The sequence below is a fragment of the Amycolatopsis orientalis DSM 40040 = KCTC 9412 genome (assembly GCF_000478275.1).
Classification (GTDB): Bacteria; Actinomycetota; Actinomycetes; order Mycobacteriales; family Pseudonocardiaceae; genus Amycolatopsis; species Amycolatopsis orientalis.
Genome location: NZ_ASJB01000042.1, coordinates 148811 through 164457, shown reverse-complemented (window position 1 = coordinate 164457; position 15647 = coordinate 148811). Strand labels below are relative to the sequence as shown.

The following is a 15647-nucleotide window of genomic DNA, read 5'->3' as shown; positions in this document are numbered from 1 at the left end:
CGCAGGTCTCGGGAGCGGGTGAAGGGCCCCGAAAGCGGGTGAAGGGCCCCTTCCCCTCATCTCATGCGGCGAAGGACGCTTTCCTCGCATCGCATGCGGGGAAAGTTCCCTTCACCCCCCGCCGCACCCCTCACTAGCGGTAACACTCACGCCCCGCCAGCCACAGCGAGTGACCATCCGGGGCGAAAGCCCCCGCATTCAGAGGACGAAATGCGCTCTGGGGGGGCGTGGGTGGCCGCGTTTAGAGGACGAAATGCGGGGGGCGGGGGGCTAGGCGCGCACTACGGCGACTGGGCAGCGGGCGTGGTGGAGGGCGTCGTCGCTGACCGAGCCGAGCAGCAGCCGCCGCAGCGCGCCGTGGTCGCTCCGGCCGAGCACCAGCAGGGCCGCGTCGGTGGATTGCCCGGTCAGTGCCTGGCCGGCAGGCCCGATGTCGTGCACGACCTCCACGGAAACCTGCGGGTAGCGCTCCCGCCAGGGGGTCAGCTGGCGGGCGATCAGCTCGTCGGAGATCTCCTGCGGCACCCCGGGCGCCGGATCGAGGATCGGTCCGCCGAGCAGCGGCTCACTCGTCGGACCCCAGACCGGAAGTCGCGCCACGTGGACCGCGTGCACGGCCAGCCCGTGACGGGCCGCGAAGTCGAAGGCGAAACCCGCGGCGGGGGAACTCTGCTCCGAACCGTCGGTGCCGAGCACCACCGGCCCACCCGGAAGAGGCTCGTCCCCGCGGACGACGATGACCGGCCGCCCGGCCGCCTTGGTCACCTCGGCTTCGGTCGATCCCAGGACCGCGCGGGTGAAGACGCCGGCGTGGGACTCGCCCAGGACGATCATCGCGGCGTCCGTCTCGTCGGCGATCGAGGTCAGCACCGCCTCCGGCGTCCCACCACGGACGATCGTCCGGACGTCGACGTCCGGATCGGTGCGCTGGATCGTTTCGGCCATCGCGTCGAGCTGCCGTCGCGCCGGTTCCACCGCGGCTGCCTCGTCGGCGGCCTCCGGGACGGCTTCCGCGAGTGGCGTGGCCACCAGATCGGCACCGGGCGGTGGCAGGCGATCCCTCGCGCAGTACCCCAGCACCAGGCCACATCGCCGGTTCTTCGCCTCGGCGAGCGCCCATCGGACGGCCCGGCGCGCCTCGGGCGAACCGTCGAAGCCGACCACCACCGGGCCCGCCCCGGTCTGCGCAGCGGACATCGCCATCACCTCCCGACGGGTTCCGGGTACCCGTTTCGCGCGGTTCCCAAGCAGCGGTGCCCGCGACGGTCGTGCGCCTGTTTCGTCCCCCGCGGGGCCTGGGTATTTCGGGGTATGACCTCGCTGACCACGACCCACACGGTGGAAGGAGCGCCGGGGCGGCTACGCCTGCGTGTACGCAGGCCGACCCGGGGCACCGCCGTGGTCGAGGTTGGCGGCGAAGTCGATCTCGGCACCGCGCCACGGCTGTGGGAGCTGCTCAGCGAACGGCTGCACGGCAACGGCGCGAAACTCATCGTCGATCTGTCCGCGGTCGGGTTCTTCGGTGCGGCCGGCGTCCGGGTCCTCCAGCGGGCGCACCTGCTCGCCGACGAGACGGGAACCCGCTTGTACGTCTGCCCCGGCGCGTGCCGCTCGGTGCGCCGCCTGCTGGATCTCTGTGACGACGTCAGCCTCCGGACCCTGGAGAAATCGTGAGTCAGTCCCGGGCGGCGGCGGACCGGGCCACGAGCGCCGCGCTCAGCAGGGCGATGTGCTCGAGCCGGGTGGGGTCCAGCCCGGTCAGCTCGGCGATCCGGCGCAGCCGGTAGTCGACGGTGTTGGGATGGACACCGACGGCGGTCGCGGTCTGCCGTCGTCCGCCATGGCGCAGGAACGTCTCCAGCGTCTGCAGGAGTTCCTCGTTGCCGTTCAAGGGTTCCAGCCGGGTGGCCAGCCGGTCGAGGGCCGGGCCGGGACGCGACAGCTGGTATTCGAGCAGGACGTCGTCGAGCCGGTAGAGCCCCGGTGGCCTGCCCGCGCCCGTCGCGACCGCGAGCACGTCCTGCGCCAGTTTCGCCGCGGCGGGCACGTCGGCAGGTCCGGCGGCCGCGGCCGCGGCGGTGACCTCCGCGCCCGCCGTCCGGGCGACGTCGGCGAGTACTCGCCTCAGCCGCGACCAGTCGCTTGTGGACAGTTCCTCGGCCGGGGTTTCGTACGGCAGCAAGGCGATTCCGCCGTCCGGGGTGAGCGAGGTCAGGACCGTGCCCCGGATCTGCCGTTCCAGTTCGACCCGCAGCCGCCGGAGTTTCCGGCGTCCCGCGACCAGCGGGTCGACGCCGCTGGCCTCCTCGTCGGGATGCGCCCCGATCGACGCCGCGAGGACGATGTAGCAGGGCGGCAGGCGCAGACCCGCCTGTCCCGCGGCGACGTCGGCCGGTTCGCCGTCGAGCAGGGCGGAAAACACCGTATGCCGCGCCGAACGTTCGTCGTCGAACATCGTCTGGCGTTCGTCGAGGTATCCCGCGCCGACCGCGGGTGTGACGACTTCGAGGTAGCGCAACGTGAGCGCGTTGACGGCCAGGACGTCGGCGACCTCGTCCGGGCGCGCGTCCGGAGTCAGCGACGCCCAGACCGCTTGGATGCCGATGTGGTACGCGGTGAGGACGATGTCGATGGGGATGCCCTCTTCCGCGCGGCGGGCAGCGGATTCGCGGAGGAAGTCGAGTTCCCGCCGGGTGGGCGTCGCCCCGGTGCGCAGGGTGTCGATGAACGACCGCAGGTTCTGCTCGATCACGTGCGTGATGTCGCCGCTGAGCTCCTCGGCTGGCAGATGGCCGTACTCCGGGATCCGGGAGACGATCTCGGCGAGAACCGTCTTCGCGAGCGACGGCAGGACTTCGGTCAGCCGTTCCGCCAATGGCCGTCCGCCGATACGGAATCCGGGATCCTTGTCAGCCGTCACAGCGGCCATCATGACAGCCGGACGGCGTCGGAGCGCGTGGCGCGTGCCTCCCCGAGGCCGCTCACCAGGCAGGAAAGCGGGCACTCGGGGATCCGGAGTCAGTGCGTGAGCGCGTCCCTGGCCGAATCGAGGGTCGGGTGCACGTTGAAGACGGCGTCGAGTCCGAGGAGCGACATCGGGCGCAGCAAGGCCCGCTCCTGGGTGACCAGGATGAACGGGACCCCCGCCTCTTCGGCCTTCGCCCTGATCTGGACAAAAGCGGTGAAACCGGATGAATCACAGAAGGTGACCTTGGACAGGTCCGCGATCAACGCCGCCGGGGTGAACCGGAGTTCCTCCTCCAGGCTCCGCCGCAGGCTGTCGGAGACGGCAAGATCGATTTCACCGGAAACGGTGACCACCGTGTCGGTGTCGGACGCGGTGACCGAGATGTCGAGAGGGGACACGAATCTCCGGGTTGTGCGGGGCGGATAAGCGGCGGGCGCGCGATGGTCGGTCAAGTTGACTCCTTGCCGGTATGGGGGACCGGCTGACGCCCAGAGGGCATGCCGGACCCGAAAGAAGGGACCCGGCGGCTGGTGTCTGAACCGCGACGAGTCAACCGTAGCAGCCCCGCGGCCCGAACCGCCGGATGAGCGAGCCACCCACCGCTCACTCCGCTGCTCCCGTCGGCGGGAGCTGAAGGGCCCCTTCCCCTCATCTCACGCGGCGAAGGGAGCTTTCCTCGCATCGCATGCGGGGAAAGTCCCCTTCAGCCCCAGCAGGACCGGCGGTCACGGGAGTCGCGCCCGGGCCTCGCCGACCATGACCCGGTCGAGGTCGGGGTGGATCTCGTCGGCCCGGCCCCACAGGTCGGTCGCCAGCGCGGCTGAGCCTTCGGCCGCGGCCACGTTGCCGAGACCCAGGTACGCGCGTGCGGTTTCGTAGGAGCTTCCGCAGGCCTCCGCCCGGTCTGCGGCGGCGCGATAGGCCGAGGCGGCGAGGTCGTGGCGTCCCGCGTGGTACCAGGCCCAGCCCGCGCAGTTGAGGGCCATCGCGGCGTCGAGGTCCAGCCGGAGTTCGTCGAAGACGGACAACGTTTCGATGGCTATCTCGGCGGCCTCGGCGGACCGTCCGAGCGCGGTCAGCGCCAGCGCGATCCCACGGCCGGTGATCGCGGCGTTGCGGCGGTTGCCGTCACGGAGGTAGAACGCCCGCGCCTGCCGGAGATCCCGGAGCGCGTCGTGGTGCTTGCCCCGGTAGTGGTCGGCCCAGCCGCTGTGCGCCAGCGCGGTGCTTTCCCCGTGGCCGTCGCCGATACGCCGGAAGAGGGCGAGCGCCTCGCCGTAGCACTCCGACGCTTCGTCCAGATCACCGCGATCCACGTACGCGACGCCCAGATTGGCCGTGGTGGTGGCCAGTGCCCACGTGTGCCCGATCGCCTCGGCGGACGCGCGTGCCCAGCGATGGGTCTCCAGCCACGGGTCCCAGAGCTTGGCGACGAAGAAGAAGTCGCGCAGGAAGAAGGCCAGCTGCCAGCACCGCTCGTGCTCACCGCGCTCGCCCGCCTTCCGGCACAGGGCGACCAGCCCCGGCCATTCGGTGCGGAACCAGGACATCGCCATTTCACTGTCGTCCAGCCGGGCCGGTTCCGGGAGTCCCGGATCGAAGGTGATCTCCGGGATGAAGCGGTGCGGGGTGAGTTCCCTGTCGGCGTGAGCGGCGCTCCGTACCGCGAAAGCGGTGAGCCTGCTGAACGCTTTCATTTCGTCCTCCGCGTCGGTGAGTACGAATTCAGCCGCGAAAGCGTGCAGCAAGTCATGGAATCCGTATCGATCGGGTTCGGGCTGGGTGATGAGATGAGCTTCGTGAAGACGATCCAGCAAACGATCTGTCTCCCGGAGCGAAAGGGCGCTCAGCGCGCTCGCGGTCTGGATGTCGACGTCGGTTCCGGGATGGACGGTGAGCAGACCGAAGAGTCTCGCTTCGGCGGCACTGAGTTGCCGTACCGACAGTTGGAAGGCCGCGGCGAGCGTGCGTTCGCCGTCGTCCAGTTCGCCGAGGCGGGCGCTTTCGTCGTCCAGGCGCCGTTCGAGTTCCGCGACGTCCCACGCCGGATGCGCGCGGAACCTCGCCGCGGCGATCCGGATCGCGAGCGGGAGCCTGCCGCACCGTTGCACCACCCGGGTGACGGCGGCGCTGTCGGGAACACCGGTGACGGTGGTGAAAAGGCCGACAGCCGCGGCGAGCGGGAGCATGTCCAGCGAAACGTGTTCGGCGTCGTCGAGCGCGCTCAGCCTGGATCTGCTGGTGATCAGCACGCGGCATTTCGGCTCGGCGGGCAGCAGCGGGCGCACTTGAGCCGCGTTGATCGCGTTGTCCAGCACCAGGAGAAGACTGCGACCGCGAAGCCGGGATCGGTACAGCGCCGCGCGGTCGTCCGGATCGGCCGGGATGCGGTCCGCCGGAACGCCGAGCAGGCGCAACAGTCTGTCGTGCACGGTGGCGGGTCCGCCGGACTCGTGGCCGCGCAGGTCGATGAACAGGCAGCCGTCGGCGAATCCGGATTCCAGCCGGTGCGCGCACCGGACCGCGAGTGCCGTCTTGCCGACCCCGCCCATGCCGGACACGACGCAGACGCCGCCGTCGGTTTCCAGCGCCGCCCGGATCGCCCGCAGTTCCGTTGTCCGGCCGGTGAAGGAGGACGTCGCCGCCGGTAACCCGGACGGCCGCACGTCGGGTCGTGTCCTGCGCCGTGACGGTTCGGCGGGCAGCAGGGGGGTCAGCACCCCCTCCACGCCGAGTTCGGCTTCGCACATCGAGGCGAGTGCGGGATTCGGTGCGGAGAGCCCGGTTTCGACCTTGCTGAGATAACCCTTGCTGTAGTGGGTGCGAGCGGCGAGTTCGGTCAGGGAGATGCCTGCCGCTCTGCGGCGGCGTCTCAGCTCCGCTCCGAACGTGGCTCTCTCGTTCATCAGCACCCATCCTCGTCGGAGGATCAGTATGGCCGTGTGGACAGTGCCCCGGCACCGTCCATTTTCCACCGGGGCGCCGGCCGGGTCCGCGGACCCGGCCGGCGGCTGCGCGCACAGCCCATGGTCGTTGATCATCGTCGTCCTCAGCCGAAAACGAAGCCGAGCAGGGCCAGGATCAGGCCGATGGCGTGGGTCTGCATGATCAATCCACCTCCTTTCCGTGCGTGGCGACCACGGGTTCGACCGGGTTCGCGGACGCGGTTCCCGACGCGCCGCCGAGCACCACTCCGATGAGGAGCGCGACCACCCACAGCCAGAAAGCCAGCCGTACGAGCAGCGAAAACGAGCACTCGACCTTCATTCCGACTCCTTCGGGGCGTGCCAGGGCAGCACTCGACAACGCGGGAAAACCGCTGGTTCGGGTGTTATTCGCCGCGAAATCGTGGCGGCTCACCAAGAATGCGATGCCCACCTGGGCGCGACAAGGAGTTTCCTGTTTCCCGTATGAGCGGGAAAGGAAAACCCTGAATAACGATCGGCGATATACCGCCGTTACCGGCTGGACACGGGCGTCCGCGCTGACGACTATTGACCACCGTGCTTGAACCACTAGGGGAGGACTGGTGAACATCAGCGCCGCGGACCTGGCCGGTGAATTGAAGCTGCTCCGGCGGGGCAGGGGAATTTCGGCACCTCAGCTCGCCGAACGTGCCGGACCCGCGTTGCGCGCGGCCTGCGGTATGGCCGATGACGACGAAAACGCGGAGATCAGGAGAAGAACGACCGAATGCCTCTCCGAGTGGACGCGTTCGCTGCCCGAGGATCTGCGCACCGCCGTGCTGGCAGCGTTCGGGCTGCACCCGGAAGCGACGAAGCCCTTCTATCAGGACCGCGTGCGCTGGCTGGCCAGATACCTCGAGCGCGACGACCGGACCGCGCGCCGTCGCATCGACGAGGGCCTGGAACGGCTCGCGGAGGTCGCCGCGGCGTCCACAAGAGAATCCGACGAGACCGAATCGGCGCAGCCGAGCAAGAGGTGGCACACCGAGGAGTTGCGGGTGACGCTGGCGCTCGATCAGCCCGTGCCCGAGGTTTTCGAATTCCGCCGGATCGTCGCGGACGCGGACGACATCACCGAGCTGGATCTCGCGCTCACCCTGACCGACTCGGTCTATCAGGGTGAAGCGATCGGCGCCGACGCTCTCCGGGTCGACGTGTTCCACGGTGGACGTCTCGCCGGACGCGTGATGGAGTCCACCGACCGGGTCGGCATGTCGTTACAATTACCCACACCGCTTCAGCGGCACGACAAGCATGAAATCGCGCTGCGGTTCAGGGCGGCCTTCGGGCACCCGCATTTCGTCTGCGTTCCGCGGCATCCGGTCGACCTGTTCGATCTGCACGTCCGGTTCGGCCTGCCGGTCCCGGCGGAAATCGTGCAACTGGAGCGGGTTTTCCAGGACGACGCGAGTGACGACGCGACGCGGGGAACCCTCTTGACGCCGGACGCTTCCGGAGAGATCCACGTCCACTTCCGGAACCTCACGCCGGGATTCGCCTACGGTGTGCGCTGGAAATCCCCGGATCCCGGCTTGCCCGGCTCGGTGAACTGACGCCCGGGCAAGCCAAGAGGGGTGGTCAGCTCGTGGTGGTGGGCGGCGGCATCTCCTCGGGCAGTCCGAGCACTTTGGCCTCACCGAGGTCGAGATGGTTGCCCGACGCTCCGCACTCCCCGGATTTCACCGGTTGCCAGCCGATCTTGAGCCGGAGCACGCCGGTGAGGTCGAGGTCGATCGGCACCATCTTGTTCAGCTCGAGCGTGGTCGAGAGCAGTTTGCGGTTGTCCCCGAAGATCTCCAGCTGCACTTTGAGCGTCGAGTCCGGCGAGTTGTCGTCCAGGCCCGCCGAAGCGACGAGCCGCCGGAAACCCTTGGAAAGGTTGTATTCGGCGAAGTCGGCGCCGCCGCACTCGTAGACACGGGTGGCCAGGGTGTGCAGGTAGGTCTTGCCCGCGATCGCGCCGGTCTGCTGGCCGGAGTCGAACGAGCCCCGCACCGGGTCCAGTTCGGTCAGGTAGCGTTCGGCCGGCAGGGAAGGCGAACTCGGCGGGGCGGACGTCGACGTGCTCACCGCCGCCTGTGCGGTGCTGCCCGGTACCGACGACGGCGGAGCCGTGACCTGCACCGTCGTCGTGGGCACCGGTGGGGCCGCCTGCGGACCGGACGACGGCGAAGTGCCGGTCAGGGCCACGGTGGTGATGGCCCCGGCGGCGACCACGGTGGTGGCGAGGGTGATCGGCACCCATCGTCTCCTTCGCCGGGGCGGGGGACTGTACAACTGCTCGCCGTACATCTGGTCTCCGATCAGGAACGAGGGTGGAAGGCTGTCTTGCCGGTCTTTCGCCGATTCGGGCCGTGGCGGCCGGTCGAGCCGCTGCCCGACCGGTACGCCGAGGAGGTCGGGCGCCATCGCACGGAGCACGGCGGCCGTCCGGTCCGCCGTCGGCCGGAACGACGGGTCGAAGGCCAGGAGCAGCCGGATCAGGTCCCACAGCGGCTCCGGCAGCTGCCCCGGCCGTCCCGGTCCTTCGTCGGCGGCCCGGACGAAACCGGGCACGAACGGCGTGACCCCGCAGTACAGCTCGTAGAGCAGCGCGCCGAGCGCGTACAGGTCGGCGGCGGGGCCGCTTTCGCCTGCCTCGGGCGCCGCGTACGCCGAAGCCGCCAGCAGGGAAGTGCTCCCCGGCTCCCGGGGTTTCAGCAGCGACGTGGCCGTGTCCGACAAGCGGGGTGTCCGCACCGGGCCGGTGTCGTCCATGAGGATGTTGGCGGGTTCGACGGCCCCGTGGACGATCCCGAGCGAGTGCACCTCGTGCAGGGCCGACGCGACACCCGCGCCGATCCTGGCCAGCTCCGCCGGGAGCAGGGTGCCCGCGGTGTCGAGCCACTGCCGCAGCGAGCCACCGGGCACGCGATCCTGGACCAGCGCGATGACCTCGTCCTCGACGAGGACGTCGTGCAGGACCACGAGGTTGGGATGCCGCAGGCCGACGAGCTGGGACTGGGCACGGAGAAAGCCCGCGAGCAGCGACGGATCCGGCGCGGGGCCGACGGGCAGCAGCTTGATCGCGTAGTCCTCGCCGTCCGGCCCGGTGGCGGCGAAGACCTCTCCCGCCGGGCCTCTGCCCAGCGACTCGCCCAGCCGGTAGCGCCCGGCCAGTTCACCTTCCATGAGTCATTCGCCCTTCTTCTTACCCGTACCGAACAGCCGTTCGGCCGTGAACAGCGCGGAGACGAGGGGGCCGGGGAGCCGGATCACCCGTTTCGCCGCGATGGCCTTCGTCGACAGTTCGGTCGCGATGCCGAGCGCGGCGACGATGTCGTCCGCCGCGCCGTCGACCAGTTCCGTGGCGCGCCGGTACTGGCCGCGGCCGCTGAAGGCCAGTGCGATGCCGAGGTCGAGTCTGCTTTCCAGGGTTTCCGGATGGGTCAGGCCCAGCAGCCGGATCTGGGGCTGGAGGATGTCTTCGAGGAGATCGGCCTGGCGCCCGAACTCGCGCAACTGCCCGTGCGCCAGCGCCATGCCGTGCCTGATCCGGTACCGCAGCTGATGTTCGCCGCCGAGGACGCGCACCACGGTCTGCTCGGTCGCGCTCAGCACGCGTAAGGCCTGTTTCGGCCGCCCCAGTGCCAGGAGCGCGCGATCGGCCATGACCGCGACGGTCAGGGTCAGCGGATTCTCGGAGCCGTAGCGTTTCCCATACGTGCTTTCGAGTTCACGCAGTTCCGTGGCGGAGCGCTCCCAATCGGTGCGGTCCGGGCGAAGGTCGCGCAGATCGAGCGTGACCGTCGCCTCCGCCTGCAGTAATTCGGCTTCGGTACACCGGAAGTGCCGTTCCCGGCCGGTGTGGTGAAAGGACGCGATCACCTCCGCCGCGACCTGGCGTGCCCGCCGGGGATGGCCGTCGAGCAGCAGGGCACGGGCGTATTCGAGCAAGGCCGAAGGCAGGAGGTCGTCGCGCAGCGGCCCGGGCGGGGCGTCGTGGAGCTCCGGCAAGATCGCTTCGAGCGAGGTGACGGCCTCCCGGGGGCGGCCGCGCAGGCGCCACGCCTGCGCGCTCGCCACGACCGCGGGCAACCGGTCTTCGCGACGGCTCGGGAATCGTCCGGCGTAGTCCCGCCAGAACGTCCGCTCGGCGGCGGCATAGTCGCCCTGGCAGTCGAGTGCCTGTGCGGCGATCAGCCTGGCCGCGTACCGCTCGTCCTCGGTGCCCGCCAGGAGCAGCGCGCGCCGGGCGTGCCGGGTGGCCTCCGGGTAGAGCCCGCAGGCGATCTCCACCCGTGCCGCCGTCGCGAAATCCGTGCTCGTGGCCTCCTCGGCGGTCAGGATCATGGCGTGGATTTCCCCCGCCGCCAGCGGATCTCCCTGCTTTTCGTGCGCGGCCGCGATCGGGCGCAGCAGCCGGACGCGGAATGCCGCGGAAGTGCGTTCGGCGAGGACGCGGGCATGCTGGAGGAGGAAGTCCCGGTACTCGGCACGCTCGTCGGAAAGCAGTCGTAGCAAGGCTTTCGCCGCGGCCGTCGGCAGGTCGCCCGGGTCGAGGTCGGTCCTGGCCACCTCCGCCACGAGTGGTTGCAGCTGCAGTCCGCCGTCCACCCGGGAGGCCGCGCAGCGCGTCACCAGCTCGTCGACGGCCTGCGCGAAAGCGCGTTCGTCGGCGAATCCGAGAACGTCACGGGCGAAACCGAGGGGAAAGGGGACCGGGGCCAGCAAGGCGCCCAGCCGGACGATGCCGGAGGCGAGCCTGCCGAATCCGGCGAGCAGGGCACGGATCGCCGGCGGGGCGGTGTCCGGGCGAGAGGCGAGGGCGGCGTCGTCGAGCGGCCCCGGGAGATGCCGGACGCTCAACGCGTTGGCGCGCACCGTGATCGGGTGCCCGCCGCACCGTTCGACGAGACGCAGCACCGCGTCGCGTTCGGCGTCATCGGCGGGGGCGCGGTATTCGCTGAACAGCCGGAGTCCTTCCTCCGGCGACAACCCGGTGAGGTCGACCGTCGCGACGTCCCAAGGGGAATGCCGCACCCGGCTGGTGAGCAGCGTGGCCACTTCGGACGTGGGGAGCAGCAACCGGTCGAGGACGTTCGGCGGGAGCCCGGCCGGAACGTCGTCGATGAGGACGAGGACTCGCTTGCCGTCCTTGCCGATCCGCTCGGCGACGTGATCGCGCAGCCGGTCGAGGTCCATTCCGGACACGTCGGTACCCAGCCGGTCTCCGGCGACCCGGGCCAAAGCGAGGTGGAACTGGGAAAGCACCTCTTCGGGAGCGTGATGCCCGAACGGGCCCAGCCGGATCACGCCGCCGTCGAAGGCGTCGTGGAAGAGGTAGGCGTACTGTTCCGCCAGGGCGGTCTTGCCCACGCCCGGCAGCCCGCGCACCATCACCACCGGCCGGGAATACGGTGTCATTCCCGGGTATTCGGCGGCGTGAAGGCCACTGTGCACGGCCCAGAGTTCCCGGTACCTCCCGACCGTCCTGGCCGGGGGCCGCCGTCCGGGCACCCGGTTCCGGGCACCGAGGGGATGGCCGGCCTCGGCCACCTTGCGCACGACCCGCTCGACCAGGGCGGGCAGGGTCTCGCGGGTGACCGGACCGGTGAAGAACTTGGCGTCGGCCAGTTCCACGGGCGCGAGGTGAGCGCTGTCGGGATCCGGATTGATGGCGAGCACGCGGTCCGCCGGAGCGCCGTGGCGCCTGGCGGCGACGAAGGCCGCGGTCAGTTCCCATTGACAGGCATAGCGGGTCGGAAGGACCCGGGAGTAGTACACCAGCAGGACGCGCGAGCCGGCGATCGCGTCGGCGAGTTCGCGGGTGATCGGCGCGAACTCGTCGATGACGGTGTCCCGGAAGACGCGGAGCCCTGCGTCACGAAGCGCCGCTTCGATCTCGACGACCCGCGCCGCGCCATCGGGATCGGCTCTGGTGAAACACAGGAAGACATCGAAACGATCCGAGCTTCGGGCATCGGACAGGCCAGGGTCGGGATCCGTCATCTGCGCTCTCTCCCAGTGATCGTGTCGGTACGCCTGCGCAAGGATCGACCACGGACGCGATTTCGCTACCGGTGATCGCGCCGATACGAAGAACTGTCCTTGATTTGACCGGTCTTTCGGTGGAATCCGCCGAGAAGTCGTGATGGCGGGAATTTCGGCAACGGACAAAACGAGGACAACAAATCGCGGGCCGCAACGCGATGCCCGGGTCGCTCGATTACCGGGTATTCGAACCGTGAACGCCCGGGAGAGACCATGGGAATCGCCACTGGAGCCGCGAGTGAGGGGAACAGCGCGACCAGCGCCCTGATCGTCGCCGTGATCATCATCGTGTACCTGGGCTACTCCGCCTTCAAGAGACACGGTTTCCGGCCGCGGCGCGTGGAAACGACCTTGAGCGGGCAGCAGCTGCGGCACGTCTTCAAGAAAAAGGTCGCGAGGAACGGCTGGTCGATCGCGGACGACGGAAATCCGATGATCGCCGAGTCCGTCATGCCCGCCGGAATCCGGCAGCAGATCTCCTTGCGGATCTCCGAGGCGAATGGGCGCACGATCGGTGAAGTGGCCGCGATCCTCCACGAGAAGAAGGCTTTCGGTGGCACCGCGAAGGCATACACCCTGCGATGGCGGATGAACGCCTTCATCGCGCAGGTCCGGCGGCTCGATTCCAGTGCGAAAGTGATGGGCTGACCCGATGACGACCATCGACACCCGCCCGGTCGCCGACGACGTCAAGGGCTACACCACTTTGCGGACCGCGCCGCGCCCGTCGGGCCGGATGACCAAGGAGGTCCTCGACCCGCTCGTCGTCGCGGCGAAGACCGGGGATCCGGACGCGGTCCACGCGTTGCTGGCCGTCGTGAAGCCGGCGCTGGTGCGCTACTGCCGCGCGCGCATGGGTGGCCGCGATCTTTCGTACCTGTCGGCCGACGACGTCGCGCAGGAGGTCTGCCTCGCGGTGTTCAAGATGCTGCCGTCGTACGAAGACCGGGGCGGCTCGTTCATCTACCTAGTCCGGGCGATCGCGGCGAACAAGGTCGCCGACGCCTTCCGCGCCGTGTCCCGTGACCGGTCGGATCCCGTACCGGAACTGCCGGAGGCCGGCCCGGTCAGCAACGAGCCGGAGAGCCATATGCTCGGCGTCGACCTCGGCGCCCGGCTCGGCAAGCTCGTCGCCACGCTTCCGCGAGTGCAGCAGGAGGTGCTCACCCTGCGGATCGTCGTCGGCATGACGGCCACCGAGACCGCGGCCGCCCTCGGGCTCAGCCCGGGGAACGTGCGGGTCAAACAGCACCGGGCGCTGGTGAAGCTCCGCGAACTGGCGCAGCGGGAGGACGACTTCTGAGGCTGGCCGGTACAGCTGGTCGTGAGTGTTATTGAGGGGTAAGGCAAAGTTGTTGTGACCGACACCCCCAACTGCGCGTTCCCCGAAGCCGCTGCTGCCGATCATGTCGCGAAAGCCTCTTTCGGGACATGTGGTGTCCTGAAAGAGGCTTTCGCGACATCTCGGTGAAGACTCCGGGAGCCGGGCATGTCTCCAATGTGGCATTGGAGACGCTGAGCGCCCCCAATGCCACATTGGAGACATCAGACCGCGGCGCGAGCCGATAGCGCACGCAACACGCCAAGTTTGCCTTACTCGCCAATAAGTGCCGTTCTAACGGCACTTACCACTCACGACCAGCCGCGGCTTTGCTCGCGGCGAAGTACATGATGGTCCCCTTCCTTGCGCCTGGCGCAAGGAAGGGGACCATCATGTACTGGGGAAGGTGTGAAGGTCGAGTTTCCTCGGCTGAGCCGAGGGAAGGGGGCCTTCGCGCGCTACCGCTGTGACTGGTGGTGTCACTGAGGCTGATGGCGATGGTCCGAGCCGGCCGCTAACGAACCTACCCCCGGTAGGTGCCTGAAACACCTTTGGCTCAGAACCGTCCTTACCACTCACGACCAGCTGCGGGCTATTCCAAGGTGGGATCGCCCCAGGCCAGTTCCGGCAGCCACTTGGCGTCGGTGGTGCCCGGGCGGTGGAACTCCAGCCGCAGCGTGAGCACGCCGGTGACGTCGACGTCGATCGTGGCCGGTTTCCCCAGCGCCACCTTGATCTCGGGTGAAGGTCTTCCGTCGAGGAGAACGCGGAAGTGTCCTACCTGGAAGGGTTCGATGGCGTCGTCGACGACGCCGGCCACCGCGGTCAGCCTCCGGTAGGCCATCCCGAGGTCCACCTCGACGAAGGCGAGCCGCTCCGCCGCCCGCACGACGATGCTGTCCGTGTAGTGCACATCGTTGATCCGCGCCCCCTCCGTCCTGACTTGCGGGCTGCAGGCCCGCCACCGCAGGTCGGTCGCGAGCGAACATCGGTGGGGACCGGCCGCGCCCACCGAGCCGCCACGCCATGGCCCGCGCTCGGGCCGCTGATGCCGGGCCCTGCCGGTGATCGCGGCCAGCAGGTCCTCCACGCCCTCCTCGGTGAACGCCTCGATGGGATATCTCGTGGTGGAGTAGGGGTTGAGGAAGTTCGGGATGTCCTCGATGGACTGCTGGGGGAACACGACCGGGAGCACCCGCTTGATCTCGCGGCCGAGGTCACGGGTCAGCCGGTCCCGGAGCCGCGCGGCCTCGAACTGGGAACCCCGCCCTTCGTCGGGTGCCGCCGTTCCCTCGGCACGGCGTTTGTATTCCGGAGAAGCGACGACCACCACGAAATTCGCCGTGTCGAGGTGCTCCAACGCCCACAAAGACCAGTCGCGGCGTTCACCGTCGTCCCATTGGTCGAGGTGTACTTCCAGGCCGATCCGGCTGTGCAGGAAATCCGCGAAGAGGCGGACCCGCTCCTTGTGTTCCGGTGAATCGTGTGCGTAAGTGACGAACACGTGCGGCGCCTCGTTGTCGGCCATCGACTCTCCTGTTCTGAGGGGAACGCGGGTGGGTCGCATTGTTGACGATCGCGCGGGCGGGCGCACCCTTTGTCGTTCGCTTGTCACCTTTCTGTCTTTTCCGGGTACGCGGGTGTCCAGGACGGTCTTCGCGGCGCGGCCGTGTCCAGTTTTTGTCGTGTTTTTGTACCTTTTTCGACGGCGTCGTCGCCCCCTACGATCAGGGCTGTCCAGCAGGTCGGGGTGTGAAGGAGCAAGGGCGCTCGTGTACGAGTACCACCTGTTCATCAGTTACCGCCGTGGCGGAGGTGATGCCCCGGACTGGGTGCGGAATCACTTCCATCCACGGCTGCAGAGACTTCTGGACGACAATGTCGACTATGACGTCAGGATATTTCTGGACGACAGTGTTCCCATCGGCGGCAAATGGCCACAGGAGGTTCGAGACGCGTTGCAGCGCACTCGGATACTGATCCCCGTTTGTTCGCCGAAGTACTTCCGCGACGAGTGGTGTCTCGCCGAATGGCACACCATGGCGAAACGGGAGGAACTCGTCGGTCGGGACGGCTCGGTGAAGGCGGGCAGGCTGATCTACCCGGTGATCTTCAGCGACTCCGAAAACTTTCCGAACTACGCCCATGAGCGGCGGATGCGCAGTTTCCGGAGCTGGAATCAGCCGCATCCTCAGTACCAGAACACCGATGAGTACCTCGACTTCAACCGTGAGATGGAGCGGATGGTCCAGGAACTGGTGGAGATCATCGACCAGGCGCCCAGGTGGCGTCCTGATTGGCCGGTCGAAACACCGCCGCCCGACCAGCCCAAGCCGCCGAAGCTGCCGAGGTTCTGACC

The 15647-nt window shown here is 68.7% G+C and carries 13 protein-coding genes; 5 read left to right on the top strand and 8 right to left on the bottom strand.

All coding sequences use genetic code 11. The features are described from left to right. Positions 1–270: 270 nt before the first annotated feature. Positions 271–1197, bottom strand: coding sequence for a universal stress protein (locus L324_RS11035; RefSeq protein ID WP_037306411.1), 927 nt, complete (start codon positions 1195–1197; stop codon positions 271–273). Positions 1198–1311: 114 nt separating this feature from the next. On the opposite strand from L324_RS11035, the gene L324_RS11030 reads away from it, so the two are divergent. Further along, complete coding sequence (locus L324_RS11030) at positions 1312–1674, top strand: STAS domain-containing protein (protein ID WP_051173852.1); 363 nt, start codon at positions 1312–1314, stop codon at positions 1672–1674. A 1-nt stretch (position 1675) separates the two neighbouring features. Here L324_RS11030 and L324_RS11025 read toward each other — a convergent pair whose 3' ends face one another. From L324_RS11025 to L324_RS42755, 4 genes are all read right to left on the bottom strand, one after another. Further along, positions 1676–2929, bottom strand: a complete 1254-nt coding sequence (locus L324_RS11025) for a PucR family transcriptional regulator (protein WP_235783492.1) — start codon at positions 2927–2929, stop codon at positions 1676–1678. 89 nt (positions 2930–3018) lie between these two features. After that, positions 3019–3366 carry an STAS domain-containing protein gene (locus L324_RS11020; RefSeq protein WP_037306179.1) on the bottom strand — a complete coding sequence of 116 codons (348 nt, stop codon included), beginning with the start codon at positions 3364–3366 and terminating at the stop codon, positions 3019–3021. A gap of 327 nt (positions 3367–3693) precedes the next feature. After that, positions 3694–5874: a helix-turn-helix domain-containing protein gene (locus L324_RS11015; protein WP_051173850.1), complete on the bottom strand. Its 2181-nt coding sequence runs from the start codon at positions 5872–5874 to the stop codon at positions 3694–3696. Between the two features lie 202 nt (positions 5875–6076). Then, the gene (locus L324_RS42755) at positions 6077–6235 is read right to left on the bottom strand and encodes a hypothetical protein (protein ID WP_161780847.1); all 159 of its coding nucleotides are present in this window, start codon (positions 6233–6235) and stop codon (positions 6077–6079) included. A 262-nt stretch (positions 6236–6497) separates the two neighbouring features. Here L324_RS42755 and L324_RS11010 point away from each other — a divergent pair, with 262 nt between their 5' ends. Further along, complete coding sequence (locus L324_RS11010; protein ID WP_152546797.1) at positions 6498–7487, top strand: hypothetical protein; 990 nt, start codon at positions 6498–6500, stop codon at positions 7485–7487. A 25-nt stretch (positions 7488–7512) separates the two neighbouring features. On the opposite strand, the gene L324_RS40915 is transcribed toward L324_RS11010, so the two are convergent. Beyond that, positions 7513–9105, bottom strand: a complete 1593-nt coding sequence (locus L324_RS40915) for a protein kinase domain-containing protein (RefSeq protein WP_051173849.1) — start codon at positions 9103–9105, stop codon at positions 7513–7515. Positions 9106–9108: 3 nt separating this feature from the next. Beyond that, complete coding sequence (locus tag L324_RS40910) at positions 9109–11925, bottom strand: tetratricopeptide repeat protein (RefSeq protein WP_051173848.1); 2817 nt, start codon at positions 11923–11925, stop codon at positions 9109–9111. Between the two features lie 255 nt (positions 11926–12180). Between L324_RS40910 and L324_RS42750 the strand changes: the two genes are divergently transcribed. Both L324_RS42750 and shbA read left to right on the top strand, forming a co-directional pair. Next, positions 12181–12615 carry a hypothetical protein gene (locus tag L324_RS42750; protein WP_037306178.1) on the top strand — a complete coding sequence of 145 codons (435 nt, stop codon included), beginning with the start codon at positions 12181–12183 and terminating at the stop codon, positions 12613–12615. 4 nt (positions 12616–12619) lie between these two features. Then, positions 12620–13270 carry an RNA polymerase sigma factor ShbA gene (gene shbA / locus L324_RS10990; RefSeq protein WP_037306176.1) on the top strand — a complete coding sequence of 217 codons (651 nt, stop codon included), beginning with the start codon at positions 12620–12622 and terminating at the stop codon, positions 13268–13270. A gap of 610 nt (positions 13271–13880) precedes the next feature. Here shbA and L324_RS40905 read toward each other — a convergent pair. Further along, a complete protein-coding gene (locus L324_RS40905) occupies positions 13881–14816 on the bottom strand; it encodes an SEFIR domain-containing protein (RefSeq protein ID WP_051173847.1) in 936 nt (311 codons plus the stop codon). 244 nt (positions 14817–15060) lie between these two features. Between L324_RS40905 and L324_RS10980 the strand changes: the two genes are divergently transcribed. Beyond that, positions 15061–15645: a TIR domain-containing protein gene (locus tag L324_RS10980; protein WP_037306174.1), complete on the top strand. Its 585-nt coding sequence runs from the start codon at positions 15061–15063 to the stop codon at positions 15643–15645. Positions 15646–15647 lie beyond the last annotated feature (2 nt).

Bases quoted from the DNA above. Each gene is read 5' to 3' on its own strand.
- L324_RS11015 (WP_051173850.1), bottom strand. From the start codon at position 5,874: ATGAACGAGAGAGCCACGTTCGGAGCGGAGCTGAGACGCCGCCGCAGA.
- L324_RS11030 (WP_051173852.1), top strand. From the start codon at position 1,312: ATGACCTCGCTGACCACGACCCACACGGTGGAAGGAGCGCCGGGGCGG.
- L324_RS11025 (WP_235783492.1), bottom strand. From the start codon at position 2,929: ATGGCCGCTGTGACGGCTGACAAGGATCCCGGATTCCGTATCGGCGGA.
- L324_RS40910 (WP_051173848.1), bottom strand. From the start codon at position 11,925: ATGACGGATCCCGACCCTGGCCTGTCCGATGCCCGAAGCTCGGATCGT.
- shbA (WP_037306176.1), top strand. From the start codon at position 12,620: ATGACGACCATCGACACCCGCCCGGTCGCCGACGACGTCAAGGGCTAC.
- L324_RS42755 (WP_161780847.1), bottom strand. From the start codon at position 6,235: ATGAAGGTCGAGTGCTCGTTTTCGCTGCTCGTACGGCTGGCTTTCTGG.
- L324_RS42750 (WP_037306178.1), top strand. From the start codon at position 12,181: ATGGGAATCGCCACTGGAGCCGCGAGTGAGGGGAACAGCGCGACCAGC.
- L324_RS40905 (WP_051173847.1), bottom strand. From the start codon at position 14,816: ATGGCCGACAACGAGGCGCCGCACGTGTTCGTCACTTACGCACACGAT.
- L324_RS11035 (WP_037306411.1), bottom strand. From the start codon at position 1,197: ATGTCCGCTGCGCAGACCGGGGCGGGCCCGGTGGTGGTCGGCTTCGAC.
- L324_RS40915 (WP_051173849.1), bottom strand. From the start codon at position 9,105: ATGGAAGGTGAACTGGCCGGGCGCTACCGGCTGGGCGAGTCGCTGGGC.